The following is a 24,749-nucleotide window of genomic DNA, read 5'->3' on the forward strand; positions in this document are numbered from 1 at the left end:
GGATGGAGAGAACTGGACAGTTTTGGGTTCTGGCTCGGCAAGAGCATTATCCCCAGAGGATTTTGTACACAAAATGTGCTTTACCGGAGCAGTGGTCGGACTCTATGCTACCGGCAATGGTAAGGTAAGTAGCACACCTGCCTATTTTGAGTGGTTCGAGTACTCGGTCTGATTCACTTGCTAATAAATCAATACGAAGAAGGGAATTTAGAGGAGGGAAATCATGAGTTCATTTCGAGAAGAGGCACCACTGAAGGAATTGTACAAGGATGCGTTCCACATTGGAGCAGCAGTGAATTTGAAGACAATTGAAAGCCAGCGTTCATTGCTTGCATATCACTTCAACAGCCTGACGGCGGAAAATGAAATGAAATTCTCCAGTGTGCATCCACAGCAGGAAGTGTATACGTTTGAGGATGCAGATGCAATCGCTTCCTTTGCGAGGGAGCAAGGCATGGCGCTGCGCGGTCATACGCTGGTCTGGCACAACCAAACTCCGGATTGGCTGTTCGAGAATGAAACTGGCGAACTGGTGGAGCGCAGTATATTGCTGGAGCGATTGAAGACGCACATTCAGACCGTTGTTGGCAGATATAAGGACGTTATCTATGCTTGGGACGTTGTAAACGAGGTTATTTCCGATGATGCGGATGACGAAAACGCATTCCTGCGCCCATCCAAATGGCTGGATATCGCCGGAGAGGATTTTATTGCCAAAGCGTTTGAATTCGCCCATGAAGCAGACCCTCAAGCGTTGTTGTTCTATAACGATTATAACGAATCCAGTCCGCATAAGCGGGAACGCATCTTTCGGCTTGTTCGTTCATTACTCGATCAAGGCGTACCGATTCATGGCGTTGGTCTGCAGGCACACTGGAATCTGTATGATCCGTCTCTGGATGATATGCGGGCCGCGATTGAGCGATATGCGCAGCTTGGCTTGCAACTTCAGCTCACTGAACTGGATGTATCCGTATTTCGCTTTGAAGACAAGCGTACGGATCTTGTTATGCCCTCGCAGGAGATGCTGGAATTGCAAGCTGAGCGATATGAATCCATCTTCCGCCTGCTTCACGAATATAAGAAGCATATTAGCGCCGTAACATTTTGGGGGGCTGCCGACGATTATACCTGGCTTGACAATTTCCCTGTCCGTGGGCGGAAAAACTGGCCATTCCTGTTCGATGAGTCACATCGTCCGAAGGAAGCATATCAGCGTATTGCGCAAATCGTTGTACCCAAGTGACATGAACGGATCAATATCATTTTTTAACTCATAGCAGTCTCGAACAGACATTCGGGGGTGTATATATCTTTTGGAAGGAGTCATTTGTATGTCCGAATTGCCTAAACCGAATCAACCAATAGTAACCCATATATTTACTGCTGATCCGTCAGCGCATGTATTCGAGGATCGCATTTATATTTATCCCTCCCATGACCTGGATCACGACGGTCCAGTGAATGACAATGGAGATCAGTACAAGATGGAGGATTATCATGTGCTGTCGATGGCGGACATGAATTCACCAGTGATGGACCATGGCGAAGTGCTGCATGTGAAGGATGTCCCTTGGGCGTCCAGTCAGATGTGGGCTCCGGATGCTGCATACAGAAAAGGAACCTATTATTTATTTTTCCCGGCACGGGATCATGACGGCATTTTCCGCATCGGCGTGGCTACGTCGTCGTCTCCGGCAGGACCGTTCAAGCCGGAGGAGCAATATATTCAGGGCAGTTTCAGTATTGACCCCGCTGTGTTCGTGGACGAGGATCAGCAGGCCTATATGCTCTTTGGCGGGCTCTGGGGGGGACAGTTGGAAAAATGGCAGACCGGAAGCTATGTGGAACATGCGGAGGGCCCTGCTCAGGATGCTCCGGCGATCGGCCCAAGAGTTGCAAAGCTAAGTGAAGATATGCTCTCCATGGCTTCGGAGGCTCTAGAGATATCCATCGTGGATCAGGAAGGAAAGCCGCTGACCGCTGGGGACGAGGATCGTAGATATTTTGAAGGCCCTTGGATGCACAAATATAACGGTAAATATTATTTGTCCTACTCCACAGGAACAACTCATAAGCTGGTGTACGCGATCGGTGACAATCCCATGGGACCGTTTACGTTCCAAGGTACCATTTTGCCGCCTGTCATGGGTTGGACAACGCATCATTCGATTGTACAATTTCAGGAAAAGTGGTATTTGTTCTATCACGATTGTTCCCTTTCAGGCGGAGTCGATTACAAGCGCTGTGTAAAATTTGCCGAGTTGACGTACAACACGGATGGCACCATATGCATGATTGATCCGTATCCAGAGAAGTGATATGGATGTGAATGTGAACCTATGTCTTTTTCTCTGTAACCGTAAATCCTGAAGAGTCCTAAAGTGAATACAAATTTCAGGGCAGGGTTCGTTCTCCAAGAGGAAAAGGAACGAATACCAGTATAACATCAGGTATATTCCCTCATTGTAGACAGTGAAACTCAAACACTGGATACCGGAGGGGGTTTTTGTTAGGTCAGCGAAGAAACGAAGAAGTTAGTAGTGCAGAAGAAAATGCTTAAAACTCCGTGCATTGGCACGGAGTTTTCTATTATATGGGCAGATCGATTGGATTAACCTAGTTGCTGCGAACCATTGAACCACACGGATTTGATCGATAAGCTATCTGAAATATTAGTTGTTGGATCACCGTCTATGAGAATGAGATCAGCACGCGCACCTTCGGTAATACGGCCGCGATCGTGAAGACCAAAGCAACGGGCCGGTTTCGATGTAGCCGACTGAAGAGCTTCAATCGGAGTGAAACCGGCTTTCACCAGCAACTGCATTTCATGGTGGACACTTGCCCCATGAGCAAGGCCGCCGAGGTTCGGAACGGGAACCGGTGCGACATCTGTCCCTACTAGAATATCAACTCCTGCACGGTGAAGGTCCATTACATTCTTAAAGCTGTTCTCCATGTTTCCTTGAGGGAACGTATTGAAGCTTGAGTTCAAAATATCAATCCAATCAGGACTTAATTTGGAATGAACACGCGAATCATTGGCCAATTCGGATGCCGTATTTCCAATAATCGATGAATTCAACACCAAGCATGGAGTAACAAATGCGCCTGAACCTGCTATAGATTTCACCAACTCGGAGGTGTACTCGGGTCTGTCGATAAACAAGTGGCCCAAACCGTCGACTCCAAAATCGATGGCTTGTTGCGATGAAAGAGCCGTCAAAACGTGGGCGATGACCAGCTTATCGAACTTATGGGCTTCTGTCACAGCTGTTTTTAGAATCTCGTCGCTTAATACAGGCAGGCCAGGTGCTCCCATGACCGTACCTTCTTCAATCATGATCTTAATATAGTCGGCCCCATTCTCGACCTGGGTATGCACATGTTTAATCGCTTCTTCGACCGTTGTCACTTGCGGGATTTCATCGTGATCGTGAGCGTATGCGGCTAACATTGCTTCCCGGTCTGCCTCTGATAACTTCTCTAGTTCCTTTAATACGAATTCAGGTATTTCATCTCCATCTGGCAATAATTCATCGGGATGGCCACCCGGAGCGGTAATTGCTGTGCCAGCAGAACGGACATCAGCGATGTCGTTCACATTTTTCAACTGAATTTCGCGCCCTCGTTTAGTAAAATCACCGTTCATTTCGAGTTCAGTGGTAACGCCGAATTTTAAGGCATCTCGTAATCCTCCGATGGAAGTGTGGACATGTGCATCAATTAGACCAGGCATTAGAGTCGCGTTTTCTCCATTGATAATGGTTGCATCGGCCGGGAGGTCTCCACCGACTGAAATAATAGATTCCCCTTTAATGATAACATGCCTAGGCGTAATGATTTGCACCCCATCAAAGATACGTACATTTTCAATCGCAATAACTTGTTCTAACGCAGCATTTTTAGTTACCTTCTCCATTTGAAATCCTCCCAAGTGTTTTCTTATGAACAATTCGAATCATAACTGTTAGCTTTCTAACTGTCAACTGACTAATATTCTTTTGACAAGCTAAAAGGATCGCAGTATAGTTTATATACTTACAATTAGGTTCCTAACAATCACAGGAGGGGAAGATTATGAAATCCCGAAAGGAAACGCCTTATCTGGATTTATTTCAGATTATTGGTCTTAAGTTAAAGAAAAGAGCGGACGAAAGTATAAAAGAGCTGGGGTTAAACGCTCAACAAGGAAAAGTAATCGATTATATTTACGAAAATCCAAATAGTCATATTATTCAAATGGATCTTGCAGATCGATTTCATCTAAGTCGGGCCAGCATTACAAGTATGCTTCAAGCTCTAGAGCAAAAAGGGTTAATCGAGCGTAAAATCCCGGCCAATAATGAACGGCAAAAAAATATATACGTATTGCCAAAAGCGGTTGAACTGATTGAAGACTTTCAAGACTCTTTCCAAAAGGTGGAGGAAGAAATCGTTCAAGTCCTTACCGACGAGGAGAAACAAGTATTAAAGAAATTGTTGATCAAAATCAATGAGACGATATAAGAAGAAAATTTCCTGTGAACTGATGGGGACAACTTTAATCCTTTGAAAATAGGTTGTCCCGGATTTGCATGTGATTACGATCTAGAGAACCTGGGGAATTCTGATAAATGACAAAAAGGTTTTAGTCCCGTTGAAAACCTAACTCCAAAAATCGCTTTAAATGATTATCTATAACAAGTGAATCCGTTTCGTTTGCTCCGATTCCAAAGCAGTGTCCCCACTTGGATTCTATGGGTTGAAAAACAGCATTCGGCATATGTTGAATATCATACCTACTGTCCTCAGGAGTAAAAAATAAATCACTTGTCCCGGGCATAACGAGTGCAGGAGAGGAGATTTTACGCAATGCCTGTTCGAAGTTGTACTGGTCGATGGGATTATCGCTAATGTCTCCACTTATTCCTGTACGTAACATGGTAATCAAATCATTCGCATCGAATGATAAAAACACTTGGTCCCAGTATTCTTCTACATAAGATTTCAAAGAATCGTAACCTTCGGATTGATACAATTTCTCCAAATAGTAAGCCTGCGAAAATCCCCACGGGGCATATACTCTCCCCATCGCGGCGAGACCGTCAACAGGTGGTTGCTTGTAAAGTCCTCTTTCCCATTTTGAATCTGCTTGTAATGCTGCGATCATACTTTGGAATACCAGTTGAGCAAGTGGCCTCGTTCTCGCTGTTCCGCCAAACGGTGCAATACGTTCGACCATTTCAGGATAACTTGTCCCCCATTGAAAAACTTGCATTGCACCCAGAGACCAACCCACAACTAGCTTAATTTTGCTGATACCAAATTTTTGAGTGAGTAGTTGGTGTTGAACACGTACATTGTCATACATAGAGATGAGAGGGAAATTGGACTTATCAAAGGGCGCAGGAGTGTTACTGGGAGAGGACGATAATCCGTTACCCAACATATTGGGCACAATAATAAAATATCGATTGGGATCTAATGCCTTGTTCTCTCCAATTAACCATTCATTGTCGGTGTGAAGACCAGCAAACCAAGTCGGATACAGAATGACATTGTTTTTTGCGGCATTTAAGGTACCATAGGTCTTATAAGCAATAAATGCTTGAGGGAGTTGCTGACCAGATTGAAGCAGTATATCTCCAAGGGGATACGTTTCATAATCATTCATTGAGGGATGCTCCTTCATAACCAAATTAGTAATAACTTGATTTTCACTTTACAATACGCTTATCATCAATTCAACGAAACGTTTTTAAAGGTAACATTCAATTTTTTTGAACAAAGAAGGTGTTCGATTATGGAAATACGTCAACTAAAAACCTTTTGGACTTTGGCTTCTACACGCAGCTTTGCTCGGACTGCTGAACTATTGAGCTACGTACCATCTACCATAACCATGCAGATCAAATCACTGGAAGAAGAATTGGGCGTGAAATTGCTGGATCGATTAGGGAAAAATGTCATGTTAACGGATGCTGGCCAACAATTCTTGCCTTATGCTGCTAAAATTTTGAACGATGTAGAAGAGGCCAAGTGTGTATCGAGTCAGCATGGTGGAACGACAGGAACCGTTACTATCGGGGCAGACGAAGTCCTTTGTGCATACTTTCTTCCTGCTTTGTTTAAACGTTTCCGCGAAGACTTTCCAGACGTTCATCTTTTGTTTCGTCCCTTGTCCGGACAAGAGCTTAGAAATAGCCTAAGAGAAGGGCTTGTAGATGTGATATTTGTATTGGATGAATTCGTTGCAGCCAAAGACCTGCATTCAGAATTTTTGAAAGAGGAGTATTTTAAAATGGTGGTTTCTCCAGATCATCTGTTAGCAACTCGCTCTTCATTGATCATTGATGACTTTCACAAACAGCATTTTTTGTTGACTGAAAAAAACTGTTCTTATCGCACTCCATTTAATCAGTCCTTATTGAAAAAAGGAGCCGATGCTTTGACCGAACTGGAGTTTCATAGTGTAGAAGCAATTAAACAATGTGCTGTGGCTGGTCTTGGTGTTGCACTGTTACCTGAGATGGCTTTGAAGGAAGAATTAAGAGAGGGTAGATTAGTTGATTTACCATGGGATTTATCGGAGGTATCTTTTTCCGCACAGATGCTCTGGCACCGTGAGAAATGGATTTCTCCATCAATGTCTGCCTTCATTGGTACTGCAAAGAGTGAGTTAAAAACGGAAGAGGAATTTGGCTCATAAAAGGGTGAACACCAAACGAAACGCCCATGAAAGGAATCTAAGGAGAGAATCAAATGCTACTAAAAGAGTTTAATTTAGATTTACCATATATTGTAGATCAAGATAGTGTGAATTTAATAATAAAAAATCAAAAATGCGAGTACAAAGAAGCAATAAAATTAGATTATGAATTGAATTGGAAATGGAAAAGACGTTCATTTAGATTAGAAACTCGCTGTATTACAGCGATGTATGAACGTTTGTTTGGGAAATATAAAACGAAAGATTGTTGGAAAGTCCTAATCGAATGTGTAGATAACATTTCGGACGAAAGGATTGTTAACGATTCAGGTGTGTGTTCAGTGCCGATCCAATTTAGTTTAAATGACTTTGGTGTAAAGAGTGAGTTGGAGAAAAAAAAGGCAACGCTTCGACTACTTATGGACGGGATAGAAAAGCTTACAATATATAATAATTGGGACGTTAAGCCATTTAGAGAGATCGCTTTGCAAATAGAGCAGTTAGGTTATGTAAATGAATGGATTTGGAAAAAAACCATAAAGAGTCCAAACAAGTTGTATAATGCTAAAGTCATATGTCACCATAAAGTAGAAAGTTTAGATATATTTATATCTATTGAGCATCCAGATGGTACCCAGATACTTTTAGAAAATGTCATATCAGAACTACCAGATGAATTCGCCTATGCTAGACATCTGGGTGAACTTAAATGGTTATCTGATTTTGAAGTTGCTTTAATTAATAAAAAAGGTGATGAGAAGGTTTCGGTAACCCTAGAACAGATACGATCATAATGGAAAAAAGATAAAAGATAAAAGATAAAAGATAAAAGATAAAAGATAAAAGATAAAAGATGAGTGGAACAATGAATCTAAAAGAATTTTTATACTGTTAATATCCGTTATGTCATGAGGCAAAAATAGGGTTCTCTTGAAAGCCGCTAAATTAGCGATTTTAGTTCCTTGGCTCCGTTCATTATTAAGGGCATCGTCTGTTTAACGAACGATTCCGCACTTGATGGACGCCCCTCATTGTTCCAAACGTAAGCCGCACCATACATCCCCCAACTTAACATGATAGAAGCTGTATTTATTAGTAAGTTTGCATTTGGACTCGATGGCATCTTGTCTTTGTCTATAAAGGAGAGAAGTATCGATTGAATTTTTTCCTTGATCTGAAGTTCGAATACTGCTCCAAGTGCTGTATACCTTCTTTTGCACATCGTGCTTAAACCCTCGTGAAAATCGCACACACCCAGAAAAATACTCTGAATGGTTTGTTCATTTAACACTTCGTGACCGTTTATTCTACTATTTATGATTCTCATAAATGATTCCATTAGTTTGGCCTCAAGAATTTCGAATTTATCTACAAAGTGCGCATAAAAAGTCGCTCTGTTCACAGTAGCCCGCTCTGCAATATCCTTGACAGTTATCGATTCAAAATCTTTTTCTTGAATTAATGAAGCAAAAGCGTCTTGAAGCAGTCGCCGTGTACGTATCACACGAGGATCCGCGTCATTCTTTTGAATTGTCATCGTTAAAATCTCCCCTCATAAAACGACATTATAGAAGTGATGTTGTCTATCCAACGGTTTACGGTTATTGATGATTGCGCACCATTCGGTTGGTATTATAACATACAAATACAACAAGTGTTGTTCAAACTACCCTACTTATGTTGTATTGAAACCATAGCAGAACACTGCATTTTTCAAAAGGAGGAGAGAACATGTCAGTTTCACAACCATCACTAACGATGGAACAACAACTTTTTTTTGATGTTATTGGAGAACGTCGGTCGGTTCGTAGTTATGATCCAGAGATCAGGATTTCGAGGGAGGAATTGACTGAAGTATTGCGGCAAGCTACGCTGGCTCCTTCAGCTGCTAACCTGCAGCCGTCGCGTTTTCTCGTAATCGACTCGCCGGAGCTGAAGCAGAAGCTACTTCCGATTGCATTCAATCAACAGCAAGTGGTCGAAGCTTCGGCTGTTATTGCGGTACTTGGAGATTTAGAATGTTATAAATTGGCCGAAAAAATATACGGAATGACGGTCGATGCAGGTTACATGCCTGCAGAGACGGCTAAATCGTTCGTGGAACGTTATACTGGAATGTATTCGAGCCTGCCGCCCGAGGCCATCCGCGAAAAAGTGTATACCGACGGCGGGCTAGTATCGATGCAACTCATGCTTGTCGCCCGGGCTAAAGGCTACGACACGGTATCGATGGGCGGCTACGATAAACAAAAGTTCATGGAAGCTTTCCGTATATCCGAACGCTACGTTCCGATTATGCTGATCGCCATCGGCAAGGCGGTCAAGCCGGGTCATCCGACGGTAAGGCTGGCAGTCGATGATGTAGCTTTTTTTAACGAAATGCCTGAGGAAGATCTCGATGAAATAACGTGTGAGCGTTGAAGTCCTATATATTCTCATCATGCAGACAGGTGCGTATTGTCTAGATAGCTAAATATTTTGAAGACTAATCTCAATCTTTTAACTAAGCCCGTGTATAGAGCCAGGATCAGTGGTTCCATACACGGGCTTTTGTTAGCTTTAGTTACTGTTTTGAAATACAGATTAAGAATGAACTACAAAGATTAATTTTATCTCATTTTTTACTGGAAATGTTTGCGCTACCATTAAAAATACAAACGGAAGTTGAGTAAGGGAGAGGTGAGAATAGGTGGAAGGCATTACTTTTGATCATGTATTTAAGCGGTATAAAGGCGAATTCCGCCCTGCCGTCAATCAGTAAGTGATGGTACGAATCGGGGCCCGCTGTTGTCTTATATCAAGACGTTCACAAGTCTGCACAGTAGGACACCCCGCGGCATTGTGATAACGGATCTGGATGACAATCACCTAAGCCGATTCTTTTCACCTACCAAACGACTGCAAAGGCAAAAATTTCTGATCATTGATGAAAAAGGGGCTATTCTTTTTGATTCGGTCGGGAACGAATGGACTGGTGATGTTTTACCTTCTCCACAACTGCTAGCCAAGCGCAATCTGTATAACGAAGGCGTTGAGAAATTGTCGATTTATGATCAAGAACATTTGATCACTTTCGTCCGGATGGACAGCCTCCCCTGGACGATTATCAGTCTGACTCCGATGGATGCCCTAGTGGAGCCTGTTATGGAGATGAATCGGTTGCTTCTTGTCATTATTATTGTCTATTTACTTGTATCCATTTATGCCGCTTTTTCGATATGCTAGCGGAACTAGTCCTATGTGCTTGCGAAAAAGGGAGGAGAAGTAGCTCACACTTTGAAAGCCGCAGGCAAGTGCGATTTCACTTACAGATCTTTTGGTTTCTCTCAACATCTCACAACTTTTATGAAGGCGGTATCGAGTTAGATAATTGTTGGGAGTTTGACCCACGTATTTATGAAATAAAGTACAGCAGCGGCTTCGACAAACGGCTCCTGAGGATGCAATGTCTTCAAGAGTTATTTTTTGCTCGTAGTTTTGATGAATGAATCGAGTCATTTTCTGAATATTCGTCCATAATTGCACATCGTCGATATCTCCCACCTTCGGTTGCAAGTGATCCCCAATACCAGCGCATAAAGATAGAGCCTCTGAAGTTAAGCGGAACGGATTTGGAGCAAAGTTATTGTGCATTTCAGCATAGATTGATTGAATGGTTAACAATATCTCGTGCTGCCAGGAGATCTGCTCTGCTAGTAATACAAAATCATCCATGTTTGGACCAAACTTTTCTTCCCAGTAATCTCGTATGAACGAACCTTCCCCGATGAGAGAGGGATGGATCACTACAACAATAAATGAACAATTACAATGAGTGTGAGAAAAACCAAAATGCAAACGATGGCTATTCACAAAAATCCCATTTCCTTGTTCTATACTAACGATCTGTCCGTTAACAGAATACTCCATCGAGCCTTCCAGAATATAAATGAACTCTACATCCGAATGCCAATGGGCGGCAGCTGCAAAATTATCAAATTGATTCAAGCTTCCCTTTCGGACATACAAGGGTAGATCAGGTAAATTATAATTCAATCGTTCCGATAAATCAGAAAATACCTCTAAATTTTCCATTAAACAAAGTGCCTCCGATAAATATACGATTTTGATAAAAGTATAGCCAATATTTGTGGAAAGGACAATAAATTTATCCTATCTTGATAATATGGATGGCAACAGAGAGGAGTGGATGTAAGTTAAAAAGAAAAAGCGCATACAGTTAACTACTCCTATGACGCGAGATTTTAACAAGGAATTAATCACGCTTGTCATTCCCATTGCATTACAAAATCTAATCTCAGCCACGGTCATATCAGCTGATGTAGTTATGTTGGGAATGATAAGCCAATCTACAATGTCGGCCGTATCACTAGCGGGACAAATCACTTTTGCATTAACATTGTTTTACATGGGAATGGCTACGGGAGCAGGGATTTTGACTGCACAATATTGGGGGAAGAAAGATGTACAAACCATACAGCGTATTCTCAGCACGGCCTGCTTGTTCTCAATTAGTATCTCTATTTTGTTTTTTTTAGTATCTTTTTTATACCCAGAAAAGTTAATGCGTTTTTTTACAAATGATAGTGAATTAATTCGTTATGGTTCAATATTTCTAAAGATGAATTCGTTTTCTTATCTTGCAATGGGTATTTCTCAAATGTATCTCAGCGTGATTAGAAGTATGGAAAATGCAAAACTAAGCGCTTGGATTAGTTCACTATGTTTAATTTTAAACATTTTGTTTAATGCGTTATGCATCTTTGTCCTTTTCCCGGACAGACCTGAAATGGCAATCATGGCGGTAGCTCTCGCTACAGTTCTTGCTCGGTTTATGGAGTTGGGCTGCTGTGTTATTTATTCTGCGACGAGAGGGTCGATTCGTTTTCGTTTTCCCATATGGGATGGTATTCAGCGCAATCTCTTAAAGGATTTCCTGAAATACACCATGCCTGTACAAGGCAATTATATTGTATGGGGAGGGGCACTAACTGCGACTGCCGCAATTATTGGACATGTAAGTGCTGATATGGTTGCAGCGAATTCTGTTGCATCCGTGGTTAAGAATTTAACCATTGTCCTTTGTGGAGGTATTGCTAGTGGAGGATCAATATTGGTTGGGAAATATCTAGGTAAAGGGGAGATCGACAAAGCAAAACAGGTGGGAAGCAGAATGAATCTTTATGCTTTACTATTTGGAATAATAGCAGGATGTACAATTATCCTGATAAAACCGCTTGTTTTCTCTGTAGTAAATCTAAATACCATATCTCAAAATTACTTGGATGGAATGTTATATATTAGTGCATTTTATTGTATTGCTAAATCCATTAATGCAACCAATATCTCAGGAATATTCACTGCGGGCGGTGACTCTAAGTTTGGCTTTTGGTGTGATTCGATCGTAATGTGGGGTATTATATTACCGCTTGGTTATCTCTGTGCTTTTGTCTGGCACGTATCTCCCCTGGTATTATATATCGTCATAAGTTTGGATGAGATCATTAAGTTGCCACTGGCATTTTACCGTTATCGCCAATACAAATGGCTGAATAATATTACAAGGACTTTTTCACCAGTAGGTTAAATAAATAGATTAAATGCGAGGGGACTAAGGCATGAATATTACAGAACGAATGGCAAGCCGACAATTATTTACTGATCACGATGCGAATTATCCTCAGGAAGCTTCTGATCTGGCTCGGGCTCGTCAACGAGGAAAGGCACTATGTTATGAGATCAATCGCTTACATCCCGATGATATTGACATGCGCAAGGCTCTGATGGAACAACTTTTCGGTAGTATTGGTGAAAATGTTTGGATGGAACCTCCTATTCGGATGTCTTATGGATCAAACACTACAGTAGGTAACAATGTCTATATCAACTTTAATTTAACTGTTGTTGATGACTATAAAGTTACGATTGGAAACGATGTCATGTTTGGTCCAAATGTGACGATTGCTGTAACCAATCATCCAGTGCACCCTGAAAAACGCAAAGAAGGTGGAATGTTCGCTCTACCGGTAGTCATCGAGGATGGCGCATGGATTGGTAGCTGCGCTGTGATTGTGCCAGGGGTTACTATTGGTGCGGGTAGTGTGATCGGTGCAGGAAGTGTGGTGACCAAGGATATTCCTAGTAATGTTATCGCTGTGGGTAATCCATGCAGGGTCCTTCGTGAAATCACCGATCATGACAGAGAGTATTACTACAAAAACATGCGTTTCGACCAAGTCGAATGGTAATGGATAACCAAGCAAATAATCAATTCTAACTTAGGCCGACTAGACGTTACCTGGCAAGGAGAGGATATGGGGAAATGATGCCACTCATTGTTGAAATCATTATATCAGTAAGTATTTTGATCGGTTTATATTGTGTAGTAGGTAGGTTATTGGAGTCCCCACGTGTTGTCAGTTACGCAGAGCATCTAGAAGAACAATTTGAAAAAAATCTTAATCTTTATGAAGACAACAGAAAATGAATAATAAGGTATAGGAATTATAGGATAAATTGCTGTTAAACCCTTTTCGTAGGCAAGAGAAAAAAGACATCTGTTAAGATGGACTTAATCTTGCTGAGCGGAGGGTTTTTTTATGGTTTAAAAAGGGGAGATCTGATCAATGGTGTGACCGAAAGGATCAGCATGTATATGGATTGAACTAACGTGTGGGATAGTTTAAGCTTATTCACATTGGTTTATCATAGATTGTATTTAAACACTTTAAAAAGCCGATTCTTTCCTTATGAGGGAATCGACTTTTCTTTAACCAAAAACACGATGACATTTAATTTAAATTGAAATAGGGTGGGGAAAATGGATAAGGGATTTACATTAGCTAGTCAACTATTAACGCTGCTTGATACGGAACAAAGATGGTTTACCTTAGCTGAAGTTGAAAAAAGTTTAGGTATCTCCGATAAAACCATACGTAAGATGGTTGAGGAAATCAGTAAGCAATTACCTCCTACCGTAACTATAGAAGTTTCTAGAGGAAAGGGAATCGTTCTTCATCGTGATGGACGAAGTGAGACGATGAGTGAAGTGATTTCTTCGATGTTCAGACAAACCGTCTTTTATCGACTGATGAATGTTTTGTTTACGAATGTGAACCGACTGTCTGTGGAGGAGCTTGCCGGGGTCATGTTTATGAGTACCTCGTCGTTGAAGAAACTGATTGTGCACTTAAATAATAATGATCTAAAAGCGTATAAGTTACGCATTACGTATTCAACCCCCATGATCAAAGGAAATGAAATGAATATTCGATATTTCTATTGGAAGTTATATTGTGATGCGCATGAATTCACAGGATGGCCCTTTGTGAACGTCGATTATGCTTATATCAATCAGTTAATCACGAATATAGAGAATGAGAAAAACATTGTATATTTTATTAATTCCAAAAGGAGATTATCCTTTTTGTTGGCCATTGTTGTGGAAAGAGTCGCTCAAGGGAAATGCGTAAAGATCGACGAAAGTGGCTACCCCTGGGATAAGGGGATGTTTTATTTACCCGTGCAGTCCCTTGTTAAGAGTCTTGAAGAGAACTTTTCAATCAATTTTCCCATTAGTGAAATTTGTTTTATGCAATCCCAGGTTAGCCTCAGCCAATATCACTACTATGAAGGATCGGAAATTACACCGATGAAAGAAGTCGAGTTGCATAAAGACAAAGAAGAATATCAAATGGGTAATTTGCTTCTAGAACTACTGGCCAACGTATACCCCAACTTGGAGAAGGAAGAACGATTTATATTGGAGATATACGCATTCTTTGACAAATTATTAATCGATAATGCAATTCCTGAATGGATGATAATTTCACAAAGTAATTTAACAGCATATGTTCAAAAGGAATGCCAGCAGCTCTATCAAGAACTGCAAACCTGCATGCAAACGTGGAGTAAAGCTTATCCTGCCGTCATGTACAATAATTTTCATCTAACCAAGTTAACCTTAATTGTTCGTTCCAGTTTACGTTATAAACAAAAAAGAGCCTTCTTGGTAATTGGAGAAGAATTCTCAATTCGTCATTACATAGCGGATTTGATCAAGAAGGAAATTGGGGATCAGCTGATCATTAATACTTCCATAATGAAAGGACTCTCCGATGAAATGATGCAGCAGCATCAGATTGATTTTGTCATTAGTAATATCCCTGTTGCATTGCAGACCGTGCCTGTTGTTATTATCTCTACGATCCCGTCCAAGAGAGATCTAGACAATATTCGCAAAGAGTTGCTTTTATAATTTGTTCAATTATTTCCCTTACCCTCCGTAAGATTTTGGTCTAGTTTGTTATGCTGAAAAATCTTATGCTCAATGTACTTTCCGAACTGATTTTCTTAAGGCAAGCGAAAGAGGTTTCGGTAAGACTTGTTCAACATTGAGAGTAGGGGGCAGATATATGAGTAGGCATTTAGGCGCAAAAAAAGGAGACATAGCGGACATCGTTTTGCTTCCAGGAGATCCTTTACGTGCAAAATTTGTAGCAGAACACTTCTTGGATGAGGTCAATTGTTATAACGAAGTAAGAGGCATGTATGGGTACACCGGATTATACAAGGGCATACGGGTATCCGTTCAGGGAACAGGGATGGGAAATCCATCGATGAGCATCTATGCAACGGAATTGATCGTCGATTATGAAGTGAAGAAATTGATTCGTATCGGTACTTGTGGCGCGATGCAGAAAGAAATTAATATTCGCGATATTATAATAGCCCAATCCGTGTCTTCAGATAGTAATATGACGGATAAGATCTTCCATGGCTGCAATTATGCACCTACAGCAGATTTCTCATTGTTAATGAAAGCGTATCAACAAGCACAAGCTAAACAAGTAAATGTTTTTGTTGGCAACATCTATAACTCCGATGAATTCTACCGTGAGAGCTTAGATCCACTTCACAAGTTTATGGATTTTGGTGTATTAGGGGTAGAAATGGAAAGCACAGCCTTATATACGTTAGCCGCTAAATATGGAGTGAAAGCTCTATCCATTTTGACAGTAGGCAGTCAACTGTTAACACAGGAATATTTAACTCATCAAGAAAGTGAACAATCTTTTTATGAAATGGTAGAAATCGCTCTTAACACAGGCATTGAAAGCTAATCTTATGAAGGGAATACTGTCTGGATTGCAGTGGATGATGTTTATGATTGCAGGTGCAATCGCTGCGCCAATTGCTATCGCAGATTTATATAACCTAACACCTATGGAGACTTCTGGGCTCATCCAGAGCACACTGATTACTCTAGGAATAGCTGGATTTTTACAAGGTGTCATCGGCCACAAATTCCCTATTCATGAAGGTCCAGCCGGGTTATGGTGGAGCATTTTTACCATTTACGCGAGTTTAGTAGGGGTATTATATACATCAAATATTGCTGCTCTGCAAGCTTTAAGTGGCGGAATGATCTCTAGTGGGGTTTTATTTATCCTGATTTCAGCTTTTAAGCTAATGGATAAAATCGCTCGTCTATTTACGCCAACGGTCACTTTTATATATTTGCTCTTATTGATCTTTCAATTAAGCGGTTCTTTTATGAAAGGTATGATGGGGATCACGTCAAGCCACACCTTGTTAGATGTTAACGTGTTCTTGCTGAGCGTGATTGTGATTTGCATTACCTTTGGGTTAGGGAACAGTCGCTTTGTTTTGCTGCGCCAATTTTCAGTAATAATCAGTATATTGATAGGCTGCTTATTGTTTGTCATATGCGACAAGATGCCGATGATTTCACCGGCGGATACACTATTTAAGCTGCCCCAATTATTCCCTTTTGGAAGACCGAGATTTGATAGTGGGACAATCACGACTGCCTTTCTATTAACACTATTATTAATAACCAATGCGCTTGCATCCATTCGGTTGATGGAGACCGTTCTGAAACAAAAGAAATTGGATCATAGCCGGTATTTGCGTGCTGGATTTACTTCTGGCATTACACATTTTATTGGTGGCAGTTTCGGAGCAATTGGCTCAGTGCCTATTTCGGGAGCAGCGGGATATGTGGAACAAACAGGGATGAGGGAACAGAAATCGTTTTTAATTGGATGCATCTTAGTCATCTCTGTATCCTTGTTTCCGCCAATAATGAACGTAATATCCGGTATTCCAGCGCCTATAGGCTATGCCGTTACATTCGTCATCTTTGTGAGAATGGTTGGATTATCGCTGATGGAATTGAAGAAGGTTCTTCACGAAGAACGAACTTTTGTTGTTAGCGGAGTTTCTCTTTTAGTGGGTGTGGGTTTAATGTTTATTCCTACATCCGCTACGAGCCATTTATCTCCGATTGTAATAGCCATTTTGAATAATGGGTTAATTTGCGGAAGTCTATTGGCGATTATTTTGGAACAAGCGTTAATGTGGAAAGATGCAAATCGATAGAGGATTCCAAAAAAATGTATCGCTAATTTGGAGGGTTAATTATGCATTATCTAATTTCTGTTGTTGGTCTGGTTATTGTTCTATTATTGGCCTGGCTTGCGAGTAATAATAAGCAGAAAATCAAATATCGCCCAATCATCATAATGATTGTTATTCAGTTAGGTTTGGGATTGATTATACTAAAAACGAGTATAGGCGAATTCTTAATTAAAGGGTTTGCGGATAGTTTTTCGAAATTACTTGGATATGCCAACGAAGGAACAAACTTTGTTTTTGGTGGCATTGCCAATGAAGGAGCTCATACCTTTTTCCTGTTTGTGTTGATGCCAATTGTTTTTATGTCAGCATTAATAGGGATTCTGCAACATTACAAAATACTGCCGTTTATTATCAAGTATATCGGTTTGGTGCTAAGTAAAGTAAACGGCATGGGGAAATTGGAATCTTATAATGCGGTTGCAGCCGCAATTGTAGGACAAAATGAAGTGTTTATATCTGTGAAAAATCAGCTGGGATTATTACCAAAACATCGCTTGTATACATTATGTGCATCTGCAATGTCCACGGTATCCATGTCCATTGTTGGTTCATATATGACGATGCTGGAACCTAAATATGTAGTAGCTGCATTAATATTAAACCTGTTCGGCGGCTTTATCATTGCATCCATCATTAATCCGTATGAAGTTACAGCTGAAGAAGATATTGTTGAAGTTCAGGAAGAGGGCAAACAAACGTTTTTTGAAATGCTGGGCGAGTATATTATGGATGGCTTTAAAGTAGCCATAGTGGTTGGGGTAATGTTAGTTGGTTTTGTTGGAATTATTGCTTTAATTAACGGAGTTTTCAGCGGCATATTTGGTATTTCGTTTCAAGGAGTTCTAGGATATGTTTTTGCACCAATTGCCTTTATGATCGGTGTTCCATGGCATGAAGCGGTTCATGCGGGAAGTATCATGGCCACGAAGCTAGTTGCAAATGAATTTGTTGCCATGCTTGACTTTGTTAAGATTCAAGACGGTTTAAGTGGGCGCACTACAGCCATTGTTTCCGTTTTTCTAATCTCATTTGCTAACTTTGGATCCATTGGTACGATCGTGGGTGCAGTAAAAGGTTTGAATGAAAAACAGGGGAATATTGTTGCCCGCTTTGGATTGAAGCTGTTATATGGGGCTACACTTGTAAGCGTTTTATCCGCTATAATTATCGGTATAATATTTTAGTTGAATCTCGTTTCATTTGTATTCGATTTAACTCGAAATGGAGCTGTTCCAAAAGGACGGTTGATGTCGAGGGATATAAAAAATTCAATTAAAGTCGCTAATTTTAGCGGCTTTTTTCGTCTGTTTACTCAAATTCGGGACGACGAATTGGATACCGTGCTCACCTGTCACAAGCGGTCAGGCCAAGGTTTTCAGCCTTAACTGTACATTGGATAAATACAGACTAACAGTCCAATACGTTTGATCGATCTATTCGGCTCACTCACAGATCAATCTATTAAATTTTAAGCAAGTATATATTGACAGAGAAAAAAATGTGTATTACATTTAATCCCATACTTTTTAAACATTTATCTTTAAAAAGTCAATTGAAATAGAAATAGGTAGCAGCATATGTTGGTTATTCTTCAATTCACAATGGGTTAGGCCAGCATTTGCGGAAGATACATATTTTGCGTACATATTCAGTATTTGATTTGGAGGGGACGGTTAGATGGCTTTATTATTGAAAAGTCGGGGCGCTCTGCTGCTTCTGATGTTTAATCTATTTTTAGTCTTTGCTGGTATCGGCCTGGTCATACCAGTGATCCCGCAATATATTACTATTTTAGATATTAACGGAACGATTGCTGGTATGCTCACTGCATCCTTTGCATTTACACAGTTGGTTTTCTCACCATTGGCGGGACGGTTGTCCGATTCTTTAGGGCGCAAGCGAATGATTGTCGCCGGAATGCTTGTGTTCGCCTGTGCCGAGGTGATATTCGGGTTAGCTGACTCAGCTTTGCTGCTTTTTGTTTCCCGGATGATGGGTGGCATTAGCGGAGCACTCATCATGCCAACGGTTATGGCTTATGTGGCAGATGTAACCTCCGAGGAAGATCGTGCAAAGGGAATGGGTTTCATTAATGCATCAATCTCGACAGGCTACATCATTGGCCCTGGCATCGGGGGATATATTGCCGAATTCGGCATTCGCGTTCCGTTCTATGCTGCCGGGGTTGCTGGTCTGATCGCTGCGATCCTAACTATGGTTGTCCTACCGGAATCACTATCATCTATTGTAAAGGGTGATGAGAATAGAGTGGATGATTTTGAACCCAAAAGAAGTCTATTTCAGCAGTTGCGTTTTACATATCGAGAGCCTTACTTTATTAGTCTAATTATTGTGTTCGTCATGTCCTTTGGACTTGCGAACTATGAAGCGGTGTACGGTCTGTTCGTTGACCATAAGTTTGGCTTCACACCAAAGGATATTGCCTTCATTTTCACATTCGGCTCCATTGGAGGTGCGTTGGTTCAGTTAACCATTTTCGGCTGGATTATAAGCCGTTATGGTGAGAAAGCAGTCATTACAGTTTGCCTGCTACTCGCCGGGATATTTGTGCTATTGACGTTGTTTGTTCACCAATACTGGCTGATCTTCGCCGTCACCTTTGTTGTATTCTTGTCCATCGATATTTTACGCCCGGCCATCAGCACTCAAATGTCCATGGTCGCAAAAGAACATCAAGGGTATTTGGCTGGACTTAACTCCGCTTTTACCAGCCTTGGCAATATCATTGGGCCGATAGTAGCTGGACTGATGTTTGATATTAATGTTAACTACCCTTATGTGGTTGCCGGAATCATCCTTATTCTTTGCTTTGGGCTTACTCTGCGTGCAGGAGTCAAGCATGTACAGCGTGCACGTGTTTAATGATTTTCAGAAGAACGATGCCAGTAATTCAATTCATACAAATTTGAACATTCTACTGCTATAATCAGATTGCTTTTAACCCCAAAAATGATTGACGGGAAAATATTAGCGTTTGGAGTGTTGGTTAATGGGAAGAGAATTAGTTGTGAATGAAAATATGTATGGTTATGTGGAGGACAAGGAAATTTCAAAACCTATTATTACGGAATACTGTTCTTTTCATGAAAAAGGCAGTATTTTTCCTCCTCACTGGCATGAACAACTAATGATTTTATATATTGAAAAAGGAAAGATGATTCTCCAGGCTGGTAATCATCAGATAACCGGAGAGCAAGGTACAATTTTAATTGTGAACCCTAATGTAATTCACTCAGGGGAAAATATAAATTCGGACTTAGCATATTATTTATTCAAAATTGACCTTTTATTGCTTTTAGGAAATCAGCCTGATTTACAACAATCCCTATACACTGATCTGCTCTTAAAGAATCGATTTCTGTTTGAGGAGAAGATTACGGAGGATGAATTTATCCTTGGCAGTATACAGAAAATGATTCAAGAGTATGAAGGGAAGAAGGAAGGATTTGAACTTGTTTTAAGGGGATTAACCTATCAAATATTGACTGATCTTATTCGATCTTATACGAAGAAAATACCAGAGCAATCAGAAATAGACATCCAATATAGAAAACTAAGTCAAATTAAGTCAGCTATTAAACATATGGAGAAGCATATTTCCGAAAAAATCACATTAAATGATCTTTCAAAGGTTTCTCATTTAAGTCCAGTCCATTTCTCAAGAGTTTTTAAAACGGTGTCAGGCTTCTCGCCGATGGATTTTCTAAATCAGATGCGTGTTCAAAAAGCAGCACAGCTTTTGATAACCACGGATAAAACGATTATTGAAATCGCATTGGAAGTAGGTTTTAATGACGGTAACTATTTTAGTAGAATCTTTAAGAAAATTAAAAATGAAACTCCTAGCAATTTTAGATGCAAATTTCTAAATCGCTAAGTTCATTCATCTCTTCTTACACAGTTTAACTGAGCAAGAACTTTAGTGCTCGTACAGAAGATATGTACTAATGCTCTGAGATAATATTGTGCTACATTGTGTTGTTATTATCCATGCCTCAAAGATTTCATGATGATAAATTATATAAGTAAAAGAAAATCATGAAATTTAAAGAGAAGAGGAATAGAAATGAAGATTTTTGTTACGGGAGCAACCGGGTTTGTAGGTTCTGCTATTGTTCAGGAATTAATTCGTGCGGGTCATGAGGTGCTTGGGCTTGCTCGATCAGAAGCAACTGCTCAATCTCTTATCGGAATAGGTGCACAAATTCATAGAGGCGATATGGAAGACCTAGATAGTTTGCGCAGTGGAGTATCGACGGCTGATGCAGTTATTCATACTGCATTTAATCACGATTTCTCAAAATTCAAAGAGAACTGTGAGAAGGATAAGAGGGCTATTGATGCTATGAGCTCTGTTTTAGCTGGTTCAGACCGTCCGCTTATTATTACATCTGCCCTGGCAGTTCTTCCAAAGGGGAAACGCGTAACCGAAGATACGTTGCCAATGTTCGGGCCAAATGCCAATCCTCGTATCGCTTCAGAAGAGGCAGCAGTGGTAGCGATGGAGAAAGGGGTTAACGTTTCTATAGTTCGGCTTCCGCCTTCCGTACATGGAAATGGTGATCGTGCTTTTATTCCAACACTAATTGATTTAGCTCGTAATAAAGGTGTTTCGGCTTTTATTGGAGAAGGAATTAATTGTTGGCCGGCGGTACACAGGCTTGATGCTGCTCAACTATTTAGGCTGGTTCTGGAGAACGAAACAACAGGAGTATATCACGCAGTTGCAGAGGAGGCTGTAGCTTTTAAAGAAATAGCTGCTGTGATAGGGGAAAGACTTAACGTTCCTATTAAAAGCATAGCTCGCGAGGAAGCTAACAACCACTTCACGTGGTTTACTCATTTTGCTGAAATGGATCTAGCTTCCTCAAGTGAAAAAACGAAAGAAAAGTTAGGATGGAAACCCAAACAGCATGGGCTTCTTAATGATATAGATAGCATGAACTATTTTAAATTATAAAGGCAATAAGCAATTGATGAATATTATGTTCAATTCCGTAATGACCGATCTCCATACATTAATTTTGTCAGGGAATATATACGATTTCTAAAGATGCTCACCAAAGCAGGACAATCTAGGAACTGTGTGGAATAAATATACAACTTTACTGAATTTGGAGGTCCTAGAATGGCTTTTCCGACACATATTGTCTCAGCAGGTGGGATTGTAGAAGATGGGAATGGGAATATTCTATTAGTAAAAGCCCATGACGATGGTTGGGTGTATCCTGGTGGTATAACTGAAGTTGGAGAAAATCTGATTGATGGCGTGATTCGTGAAATTAAAGAGGAAAGCGGAATAGATGCGGAGGTAAACCATTTAATTAATGTTGTTTCGAATACAGCGATACATAAATGGTATGACGGTGTAACTGATGTTCCTACAAAAGTTATGTTTGATTTTGTGTGCAAAGCTGTAGGTGGAGAGTTAGCTACTTCTGATGAAACGAGCGAATGTAGGTGGGTTCCCAAGGAGAATGTTCTGGATTGGATTACATTACCCGCCATCCGCATGCGTTATGAAGCTTATTTGAACTTTAGTGGTTCTGTGAATTATATGGAATACGTCACTGGGACTATGTCAGAATGTGATGTCAAGGTTCAAAGGCGTGTGTAAATTGTACAAGGTTGTGTTTAAGGAGTAACTAGGTCAATATTTCTCTACATGATCTATGTAAGAACATCCGTGGTTTTCTGGTTCTGATGAGGGACCTAATTGACTATTCAACCGTTGATCTTAATAAAAAGATCAACGGTTTTTTGATGTGAAGAATGAATTTTTTACAATATCCAGATTATTCTGTTTACATGTAATGAGGTTGTCTGTAACTTTTCTTAAGGATCATTTGTGGCAGCTCAATTAATAATTTGTCCATCGTGAGCGGGTCATCAAAATTATACTTGTTCTCAGAAACGATGATTCTGTCGGCACTTTTTGTGCTCCAGTATGGTAACTGCATTAGTTCTCTGTATAACCGAATTGTACGTGTGTCGTTATCCATGAGAATAAAATGAATATCTGCTTCGTAGGCACGAGCGTGTTCCGCTCGCGTCAGTTGAAAAGGAATACCTGCTTGAATCAATTCCTTCACCTTAGGCGGGGGCTGCATGCCGTCAGGATGGTAGATGGTGACTCCAAAACCCTTCATGCTCATGACGTAAAGATTGCCTTCAACAATGGAAAACACGGCCGCCGTTTGTTTGACATCCACATGCTCAGCCAGATTTCTCCACATTCGATTACTTGCAGTACGATGCCGATAGATCCATTGTTCCGCAAACTTTTGTCGATTCAACAACTCAGCCATCTGCATAATTCTGGAATAGACGGGTTCATAGCGATCAATAAGTACCGTTGGGGCTATGGATGCCAGCTCGTTGACCCAATCCTGACGGAAACCAGAATGAACGATCAAGTCAGGATGAAGCTCGCGTATTTTTGTAGGCTCACCAAGTAATCCAACATCCTCAATGTCTTTAATTGCATCCCAGTAAAGCCCTCGTTTACCGATAATCTGGACGTCTGCACCAACTGGTTTAATCCCCAAGGATAGCAAATCGCCAAGTGAATAACCAATGGCAACAATACGTTTATAAGGGACTTCCGGCAAGATGAAAGGAGATGAATTTACTGAAGAGGTCTCCTCATACTGACGGGGAGTAATCCCTTCTGTCTGCTTGAACTTCCGTGAAAAGTAGCTTTCGTCTTTGAATCCAACGGCATGGGCAATCTGCGCAAGCGTGTCATCGGTTTGTAATAACAGTCGCTTGGCGTGTTTCAGACGAATGTCCAGCAAGTAATCCAGCGGCTTTTTTCCGGTAATGGACTGGAACAAGCTACTGTATTGCCATTTAGCAACGCCAGCGATGCTATATAACTGACGAGCCGTAATGTTTTGCTGATAATGGGATTCAATATAAGCGACCGTTTGCTTCACGGCTTGAATGCTATCGGGTATTTCCGTGTTCCGCCGAATGTTTTCCATTAGAAACAGGATTAGCTCCTGCAACGTGATCTGCTGTTTCAATCGCGACTCTTCAGGAGTGGAAAAAGGACTCATTAATGAGGAATCGAGCGTTCCTACCAGGTCAAGCAGCCTTGATTCGTCAGTTATATTCATTCGTGTCTCATATGGAACCTTGGATAGGAGTTCGTTGGATGGTGTTGACTCTCCTAATCGGTATACGTGAAAAAAGATGATGATGGCTGCCGCCGAATCCAGTTGCGGATCCAACTCTAATGAGTCCGGGTCCTCTTCATGCTGGTCGACAAATTGGATGCTAGCCTGTGCACCTGGTGCAAGAAGTAAAGAATCGTTCTTTTCAGTCTGTACGAAATGCTTCCCCAAATGCAGCAAACCGGAAGCTGATCTAAATACGATGAGGCGATGCGCTCCGGGTGGGCAGGGGATACACTGTTTACAGGACAACCTACGCAACAAAATCACGCTTTGAGGTATGTATAATCCGAATCCAGTATCAGGAAAAAAGAGTTTTTTTGTATCATCAACAGGTGAATGTTCCATGTTATGCTCCTTAATTACGTGTATTCTGACTCGCTCTTCTGAACATCAATCCTAGACAAGTCCGT

Annotated in this window: 23 protein-coding genes; 18 read left to right on the forward strand and 5 right to left on the reverse strand. The window is 40.9% G+C overall.

The window, feature by feature from the left end:
• The 3 genes from DC345_RS29775 to DC345_RS29785 all read left to right on the forward strand — a co-directional run.
• Positions 1 to 172 (forward strand): beta-xylosidase family glycoside hydrolase (locus tag DC345_RS29775; RefSeq protein WP_472924298.1); only part of this gene is annotated, 172 nt, incomplete at its 5' end.
• Positions 173 to 223: 51 nt separating this feature from the next.
• Entirely contained in the window at positions 224 to 1,246 is a 1,023-nt protein-coding gene (locus DC345_RS29780; RefSeq protein WP_181586781.1) for an endo-1,4-beta-xylanase, read from the forward strand.
• An 88-nt stretch (positions 1,247 to 1,334) separates the two neighbouring features.
• A complete protein-coding gene (locus DC345_RS29785; RefSeq protein WP_113056211.1) occupies positions 1,335 to 2,321 on the forward strand; it encodes a glycoside hydrolase family 43 protein in 987 nt (328 codons plus the stop codon).
• Between the two features lie 293 nt (positions 2,322 to 2,614).
• Here DC345_RS29785 and DC345_RS29790 read toward each other — a convergent pair whose 3' ends face one another.
• Positions 2,615 to 3,925 carry an amidohydrolase family protein gene (locus tag DC345_RS29790; RefSeq protein ID WP_113056212.1) on the reverse strand — a complete coding sequence of 437 codons (1,311 nt, stop codon included), beginning with the start codon at positions 3,923 to 3,925 and terminating at the stop codon, positions 2,615 to 2,617.
• 158 nt (positions 3,926 to 4,083) lie between these two features.
• Here DC345_RS29790 and DC345_RS29795 point away from each other — a divergent pair, with 158 nt between their 5' ends.
• Positions 4,084 to 4,512, forward strand: coding sequence for a MarR family winged helix-turn-helix transcriptional regulator (locus DC345_RS29795; protein WP_113056213.1), 429 nt, complete (start codon positions 4,084 to 4,086; stop codon positions 4,510 to 4,512).
• 121 nt (positions 4,513 to 4,633) lie between these two features.
• Here DC345_RS29795 and DC345_RS29800 read toward each other — a convergent pair whose 3' ends face one another.
• The gene (locus tag DC345_RS29800; protein WP_113056214.1) at positions 4,634 to 5,659 is read right to left on the reverse strand and encodes an alpha/beta fold hydrolase; all 1,026 of its coding nucleotides are present in this window, start codon (positions 5,657 to 5,659) and stop codon (positions 4,634 to 4,636) included.
• A 129-nt stretch (positions 5,660 to 5,788) separates the two neighbouring features.
• Here DC345_RS29800 and DC345_RS29805 point away from each other — a divergent pair, with 129 nt between their 5' ends.
• Both DC345_RS29805 and DC345_RS29810 read left to right on the forward strand, forming a co-directional pair.
• The gene (locus tag DC345_RS29805) at positions 5,789 to 6,694 is read left to right on the forward strand and encodes a LysR family transcriptional regulator (protein WP_113056215.1); all 906 of its coding nucleotides are present in this window, start codon (positions 5,789 to 5,791) and stop codon (positions 6,692 to 6,694) included.
• A gap of 53 nt (positions 6,695 to 6,747) precedes the next feature.
• Positions 6,748 to 7,488 (forward strand): hypothetical protein, encoded by a 741-nt coding sequence (locus tag DC345_RS29810; RefSeq protein ID WP_113056216.1) that lies wholly within the window; start codon positions 6,748 to 6,750, stop codon positions 7,486 to 7,488.
• 146 nt (positions 7,489 to 7,634) lie between these two features.
• Here DC345_RS29810 and DC345_RS29815 read toward each other — a convergent pair whose 3' ends face one another.
• Positions 7,635 to 8,231 carry a TetR/AcrR family transcriptional regulator gene (locus tag DC345_RS29815; RefSeq protein ID WP_113056217.1) on the reverse strand — a complete coding sequence of 199 codons (597 nt, stop codon included), beginning with the start codon at positions 8,229 to 8,231 and terminating at the stop codon, positions 7,635 to 7,637.
• A gap of 194 nt (positions 8,232 to 8,425) precedes the next feature.
• On the opposite strand from DC345_RS29815, the gene DC345_RS29820 reads away from it, so the two are divergent.
• Complete coding sequence (locus tag DC345_RS29820) at positions 8,426 to 9,115, forward strand: nitroreductase family protein (RefSeq protein WP_113056218.1); 690 nt, start codon at positions 8,426 to 8,428, stop codon at positions 9,113 to 9,115.
• Positions 9,116 to 9,481: 366 nt separating this feature from the next.
• Positions 9,482 to 9,919 carry a cache domain-containing protein gene (locus DC345_RS29825; RefSeq protein ID WP_146752173.1) on the forward strand — a complete coding sequence of 146 codons (438 nt, stop codon included), beginning with the start codon at positions 9,482 to 9,484 and terminating at the stop codon, positions 9,917 to 9,919.
• On the opposite strand, the gene DC345_RS29830 is transcribed toward DC345_RS29825, so the two are convergent.
• Entirely contained in the window at positions 9,881 to 10,768 is an 888-nt protein-coding gene (locus DC345_RS29830) for an AraC family transcriptional regulator (protein ID WP_113056220.1), read from the reverse strand. The two genes, DC345_RS29825 and DC345_RS29830, sit on opposite strands and share 39 nt — an antisense overlap.
• Before the next feature lie 157 nt (positions 10,769 to 10,925).
• On the opposite strand from DC345_RS29830, the gene DC345_RS29835 reads away from it, so the two are divergent.
• The 10 genes from DC345_RS29835 to DC345_RS29880 all read left to right on the forward strand — a co-directional run bounded on the left by DC345_RS29835 (position 10,926) and on the right by DC345_RS29880 (position 22,775).
• Complete coding sequence (locus DC345_RS29835; RefSeq protein ID WP_113056221.1) at positions 10,926 to 12,281, forward strand: MATE family efflux transporter; 1,356 nt, start codon at positions 10,926 to 10,928, stop codon at positions 12,279 to 12,281.
• Between the two features lie 31 nt (positions 12,282 to 12,312).
• Positions 12,313 to 12,942: a DapH/DapD/GlmU-related protein gene (locus DC345_RS29840; protein ID WP_113056222.1), complete on the forward strand. Its 630-nt coding sequence runs from the start codon at positions 12,313 to 12,315 to the stop codon at positions 12,940 to 12,942.
• A gap of 572 nt (positions 12,943 to 13,514) precedes the next feature.
• Entirely contained in the window at positions 13,515 to 14,951 is a 1,437-nt protein-coding gene (locus DC345_RS29845) for an AcpB/EbpR/MafR family transcriptional regulator (protein ID WP_113056223.1), read from the forward strand.
• A 157-nt stretch (positions 14,952 to 15,108) separates the two neighbouring features.
• Positions 15,109 to 15,816, forward strand: a complete 708-nt coding sequence (gene deoD, locus DC345_RS29850) for a purine-nucleoside phosphorylase (RefSeq protein ID WP_113056224.1) — start codon at positions 15,109 to 15,111, stop codon at positions 15,814 to 15,816.
• A 4-nt stretch (positions 15,817 to 15,820) separates the two neighbouring features.
• On the forward strand, positions 15,821 to 17,098 hold the full coding sequence (locus DC345_RS29855; RefSeq protein ID WP_113056225.1) for a purine/pyrimidine permease: 1,278 nt from the start codon (positions 15,821 to 15,823) through the stop codon (positions 17,096 to 17,098).
• Between the two features lie 41 nt (positions 17,099 to 17,139).
• Positions 17,140 to 18,321, forward strand: a complete 1,182-nt coding sequence (locus DC345_RS29860) for a NupC/NupG family nucleoside CNT transporter (protein ID WP_113056226.1) — start codon at positions 17,140 to 17,142, stop codon at positions 18,319 to 18,321.
• Positions 18,322 to 18,814: 493 nt separating this feature from the next.
• Positions 18,815 to 20,020, forward strand: a complete 1,206-nt coding sequence (locus tag DC345_RS29865; RefSeq protein WP_113056227.1) for an MFS transporter — start codon at positions 18,815 to 18,817, stop codon at positions 20,018 to 20,020.
• 127 nt (positions 20,021 to 20,147) lie between these two features.
• Positions 20,148 to 21,035 carry an AraC family transcriptional regulator gene (locus tag DC345_RS29870; RefSeq protein ID WP_113056228.1) on the forward strand — a complete coding sequence of 296 codons (888 nt, stop codon included), beginning with the start codon at positions 20,148 to 20,150 and terminating at the stop codon, positions 21,033 to 21,035.
• Positions 21,036 to 21,224: 189 nt separating this feature from the next.
• Entirely contained in the window at positions 21,225 to 22,118 is an 894-nt protein-coding gene (locus DC345_RS29875; protein ID WP_113056229.1) for an SDR family oxidoreductase, read from the forward strand.
• A gap of 168 nt (positions 22,119 to 22,286) precedes the next feature.
• Entirely contained in the window at positions 22,287 to 22,775 is a 489-nt protein-coding gene (locus DC345_RS29880; protein WP_113056230.1) for an NUDIX hydrolase, read from the forward strand.
• Positions 22,776 to 22,962: 187 nt separating this feature from the next.
• Here DC345_RS29880 and DC345_RS29885 read toward each other — a convergent pair whose 3' ends face one another.
• Positions 22,963 to 24,507, reverse strand: a complete 1,545-nt coding sequence (locus DC345_RS29885) for a helix-turn-helix domain-containing protein (RefSeq protein ID WP_181586782.1) — start codon at positions 24,505 to 24,507, stop codon at positions 22,963 to 22,965.
• Positions 24,508 to 24,749 lie beyond the last annotated feature (242 nt).

It is taken from the genome of Paenibacillus taichungensis (assembly GCF_003287275.1).
GTDB lineage: Bacteria > Bacillota > Bacilli > Paenibacillales > Paenibacillaceae > Paenibacillus > Paenibacillus taichungensis_A.

Bases quoted from the DNA above. Each gene is read 5' to 3' on its own strand.
- DC345_RS29830 (WP_113056220.1), bottom strand. From the start codon at position 10,768: ATGGAAAATTTAGAGGTATTTTCTGATTTATCGGAACGATTGAATTAT.
- DC345_RS29865 (WP_113056227.1), top strand. From the start codon at position 18,815: ATGGCTTTATTATTGAAAAGTCGGGGCGCTCTGCTGCTTCTGATGTTT.
- DC345_RS29875 (WP_113056229.1), top strand. From the start codon at position 21,225: ATGAAGATTTTTGTTACGGGAGCAACCGGGTTTGTAGGTTCTGCTATT.
- DC345_RS29860 (WP_113056226.1), top strand. From the start codon at position 17,140: ATGCATTATCTAATTTCTGTTGTTGGTCTGGTTATTGTTCTATTATTG.
- DC345_RS29800 (WP_113056214.1), bottom strand. From the start codon at position 5,659: ATGAATGATTATGAAACGTATCCCCTTGGAGATATACTGCTTCAATCT.
- DC345_RS29835 (WP_113056221.1), top strand. From the start codon at position 10,926: ATGACGCGAGATTTTAACAAGGAATTAATCACGCTTGTCATTCCCATT.
- DC345_RS29805 (WP_113056215.1), top strand. From the start codon at position 5,789: ATGGAAATACGTCAACTAAAAACCTTTTGGACTTTGGCTTCTACACGC.
- DC345_RS29790 (WP_113056212.1), bottom strand. From the start codon at position 3,925: ATGGAGAAGGTAACTAAAAATGCTGCGTTAGAACAAGTTATTGCGATT.
- DC345_RS29780 (WP_181586781.1), top strand. From the start codon at position 224: ATGAGTTCATTTCGAGAAGAGGCACCACTGAAGGAATTGTACAAGGAT.
- DC345_RS29840 (WP_113056222.1), top strand. From the start codon at position 12,313: ATGAATATTACAGAACGAATGGCAAGCCGACAATTATTTACTGATCAC.
- DC345_RS29820 (WP_113056218.1), top strand. From the start codon at position 8,426: ATGTCAGTTTCACAACCATCACTAACGATGGAACAACAACTTTTTTTT.
- DC345_RS29845 (WP_113056223.1), top strand. From the start codon at position 13,515: ATGGATAAGGGATTTACATTAGCTAGTCAACTATTAACGCTGCTTGAT.
- DC345_RS29810 (WP_113056216.1), top strand. From the start codon at position 6,748: ATGCTACTAAAAGAGTTTAATTTAGATTTACCATATATTGTAGATCAA.
- DC345_RS29815 (WP_113056217.1), bottom strand. From the start codon at position 8,231: ATGACAATTCAAAAGAATGACGCGGATCCTCGTGTGATACGTACACGG.
- DC345_RS29870 (WP_113056228.1), top strand. From the start codon at position 20,148: ATGGGAAGAGAATTAGTTGTGAATGAAAATATGTATGGTTATGTGGAG.
- DC345_RS29880 (WP_113056230.1), top strand. From the start codon at position 22,287: ATGGCTTTTCCGACACATATTGTCTCAGCAGGTGGGATTGTAGAAGAT.
- DC345_RS29855 (WP_113056225.1), top strand. From the start codon at position 15,821: ATGAAGGGAATACTGTCTGGATTGCAGTGGATGATGTTTATGATTGCA.
- DC345_RS29795 (WP_113056213.1), top strand. From the start codon at position 4,084: ATGAAATCCCGAAAGGAAACGCCTTATCTGGATTTATTTCAGATTATT.
- DC345_RS29785 (WP_113056211.1), top strand. From the start codon at position 1,335: ATGTCCGAATTGCCTAAACCGAATCAACCAATAGTAACCCATATATTT.
- deoD (WP_113056224.1), top strand. From the start codon at position 15,109: ATGAGTAGGCATTTAGGCGCAAAAAAAGGAGACATAGCGGACATCGTT.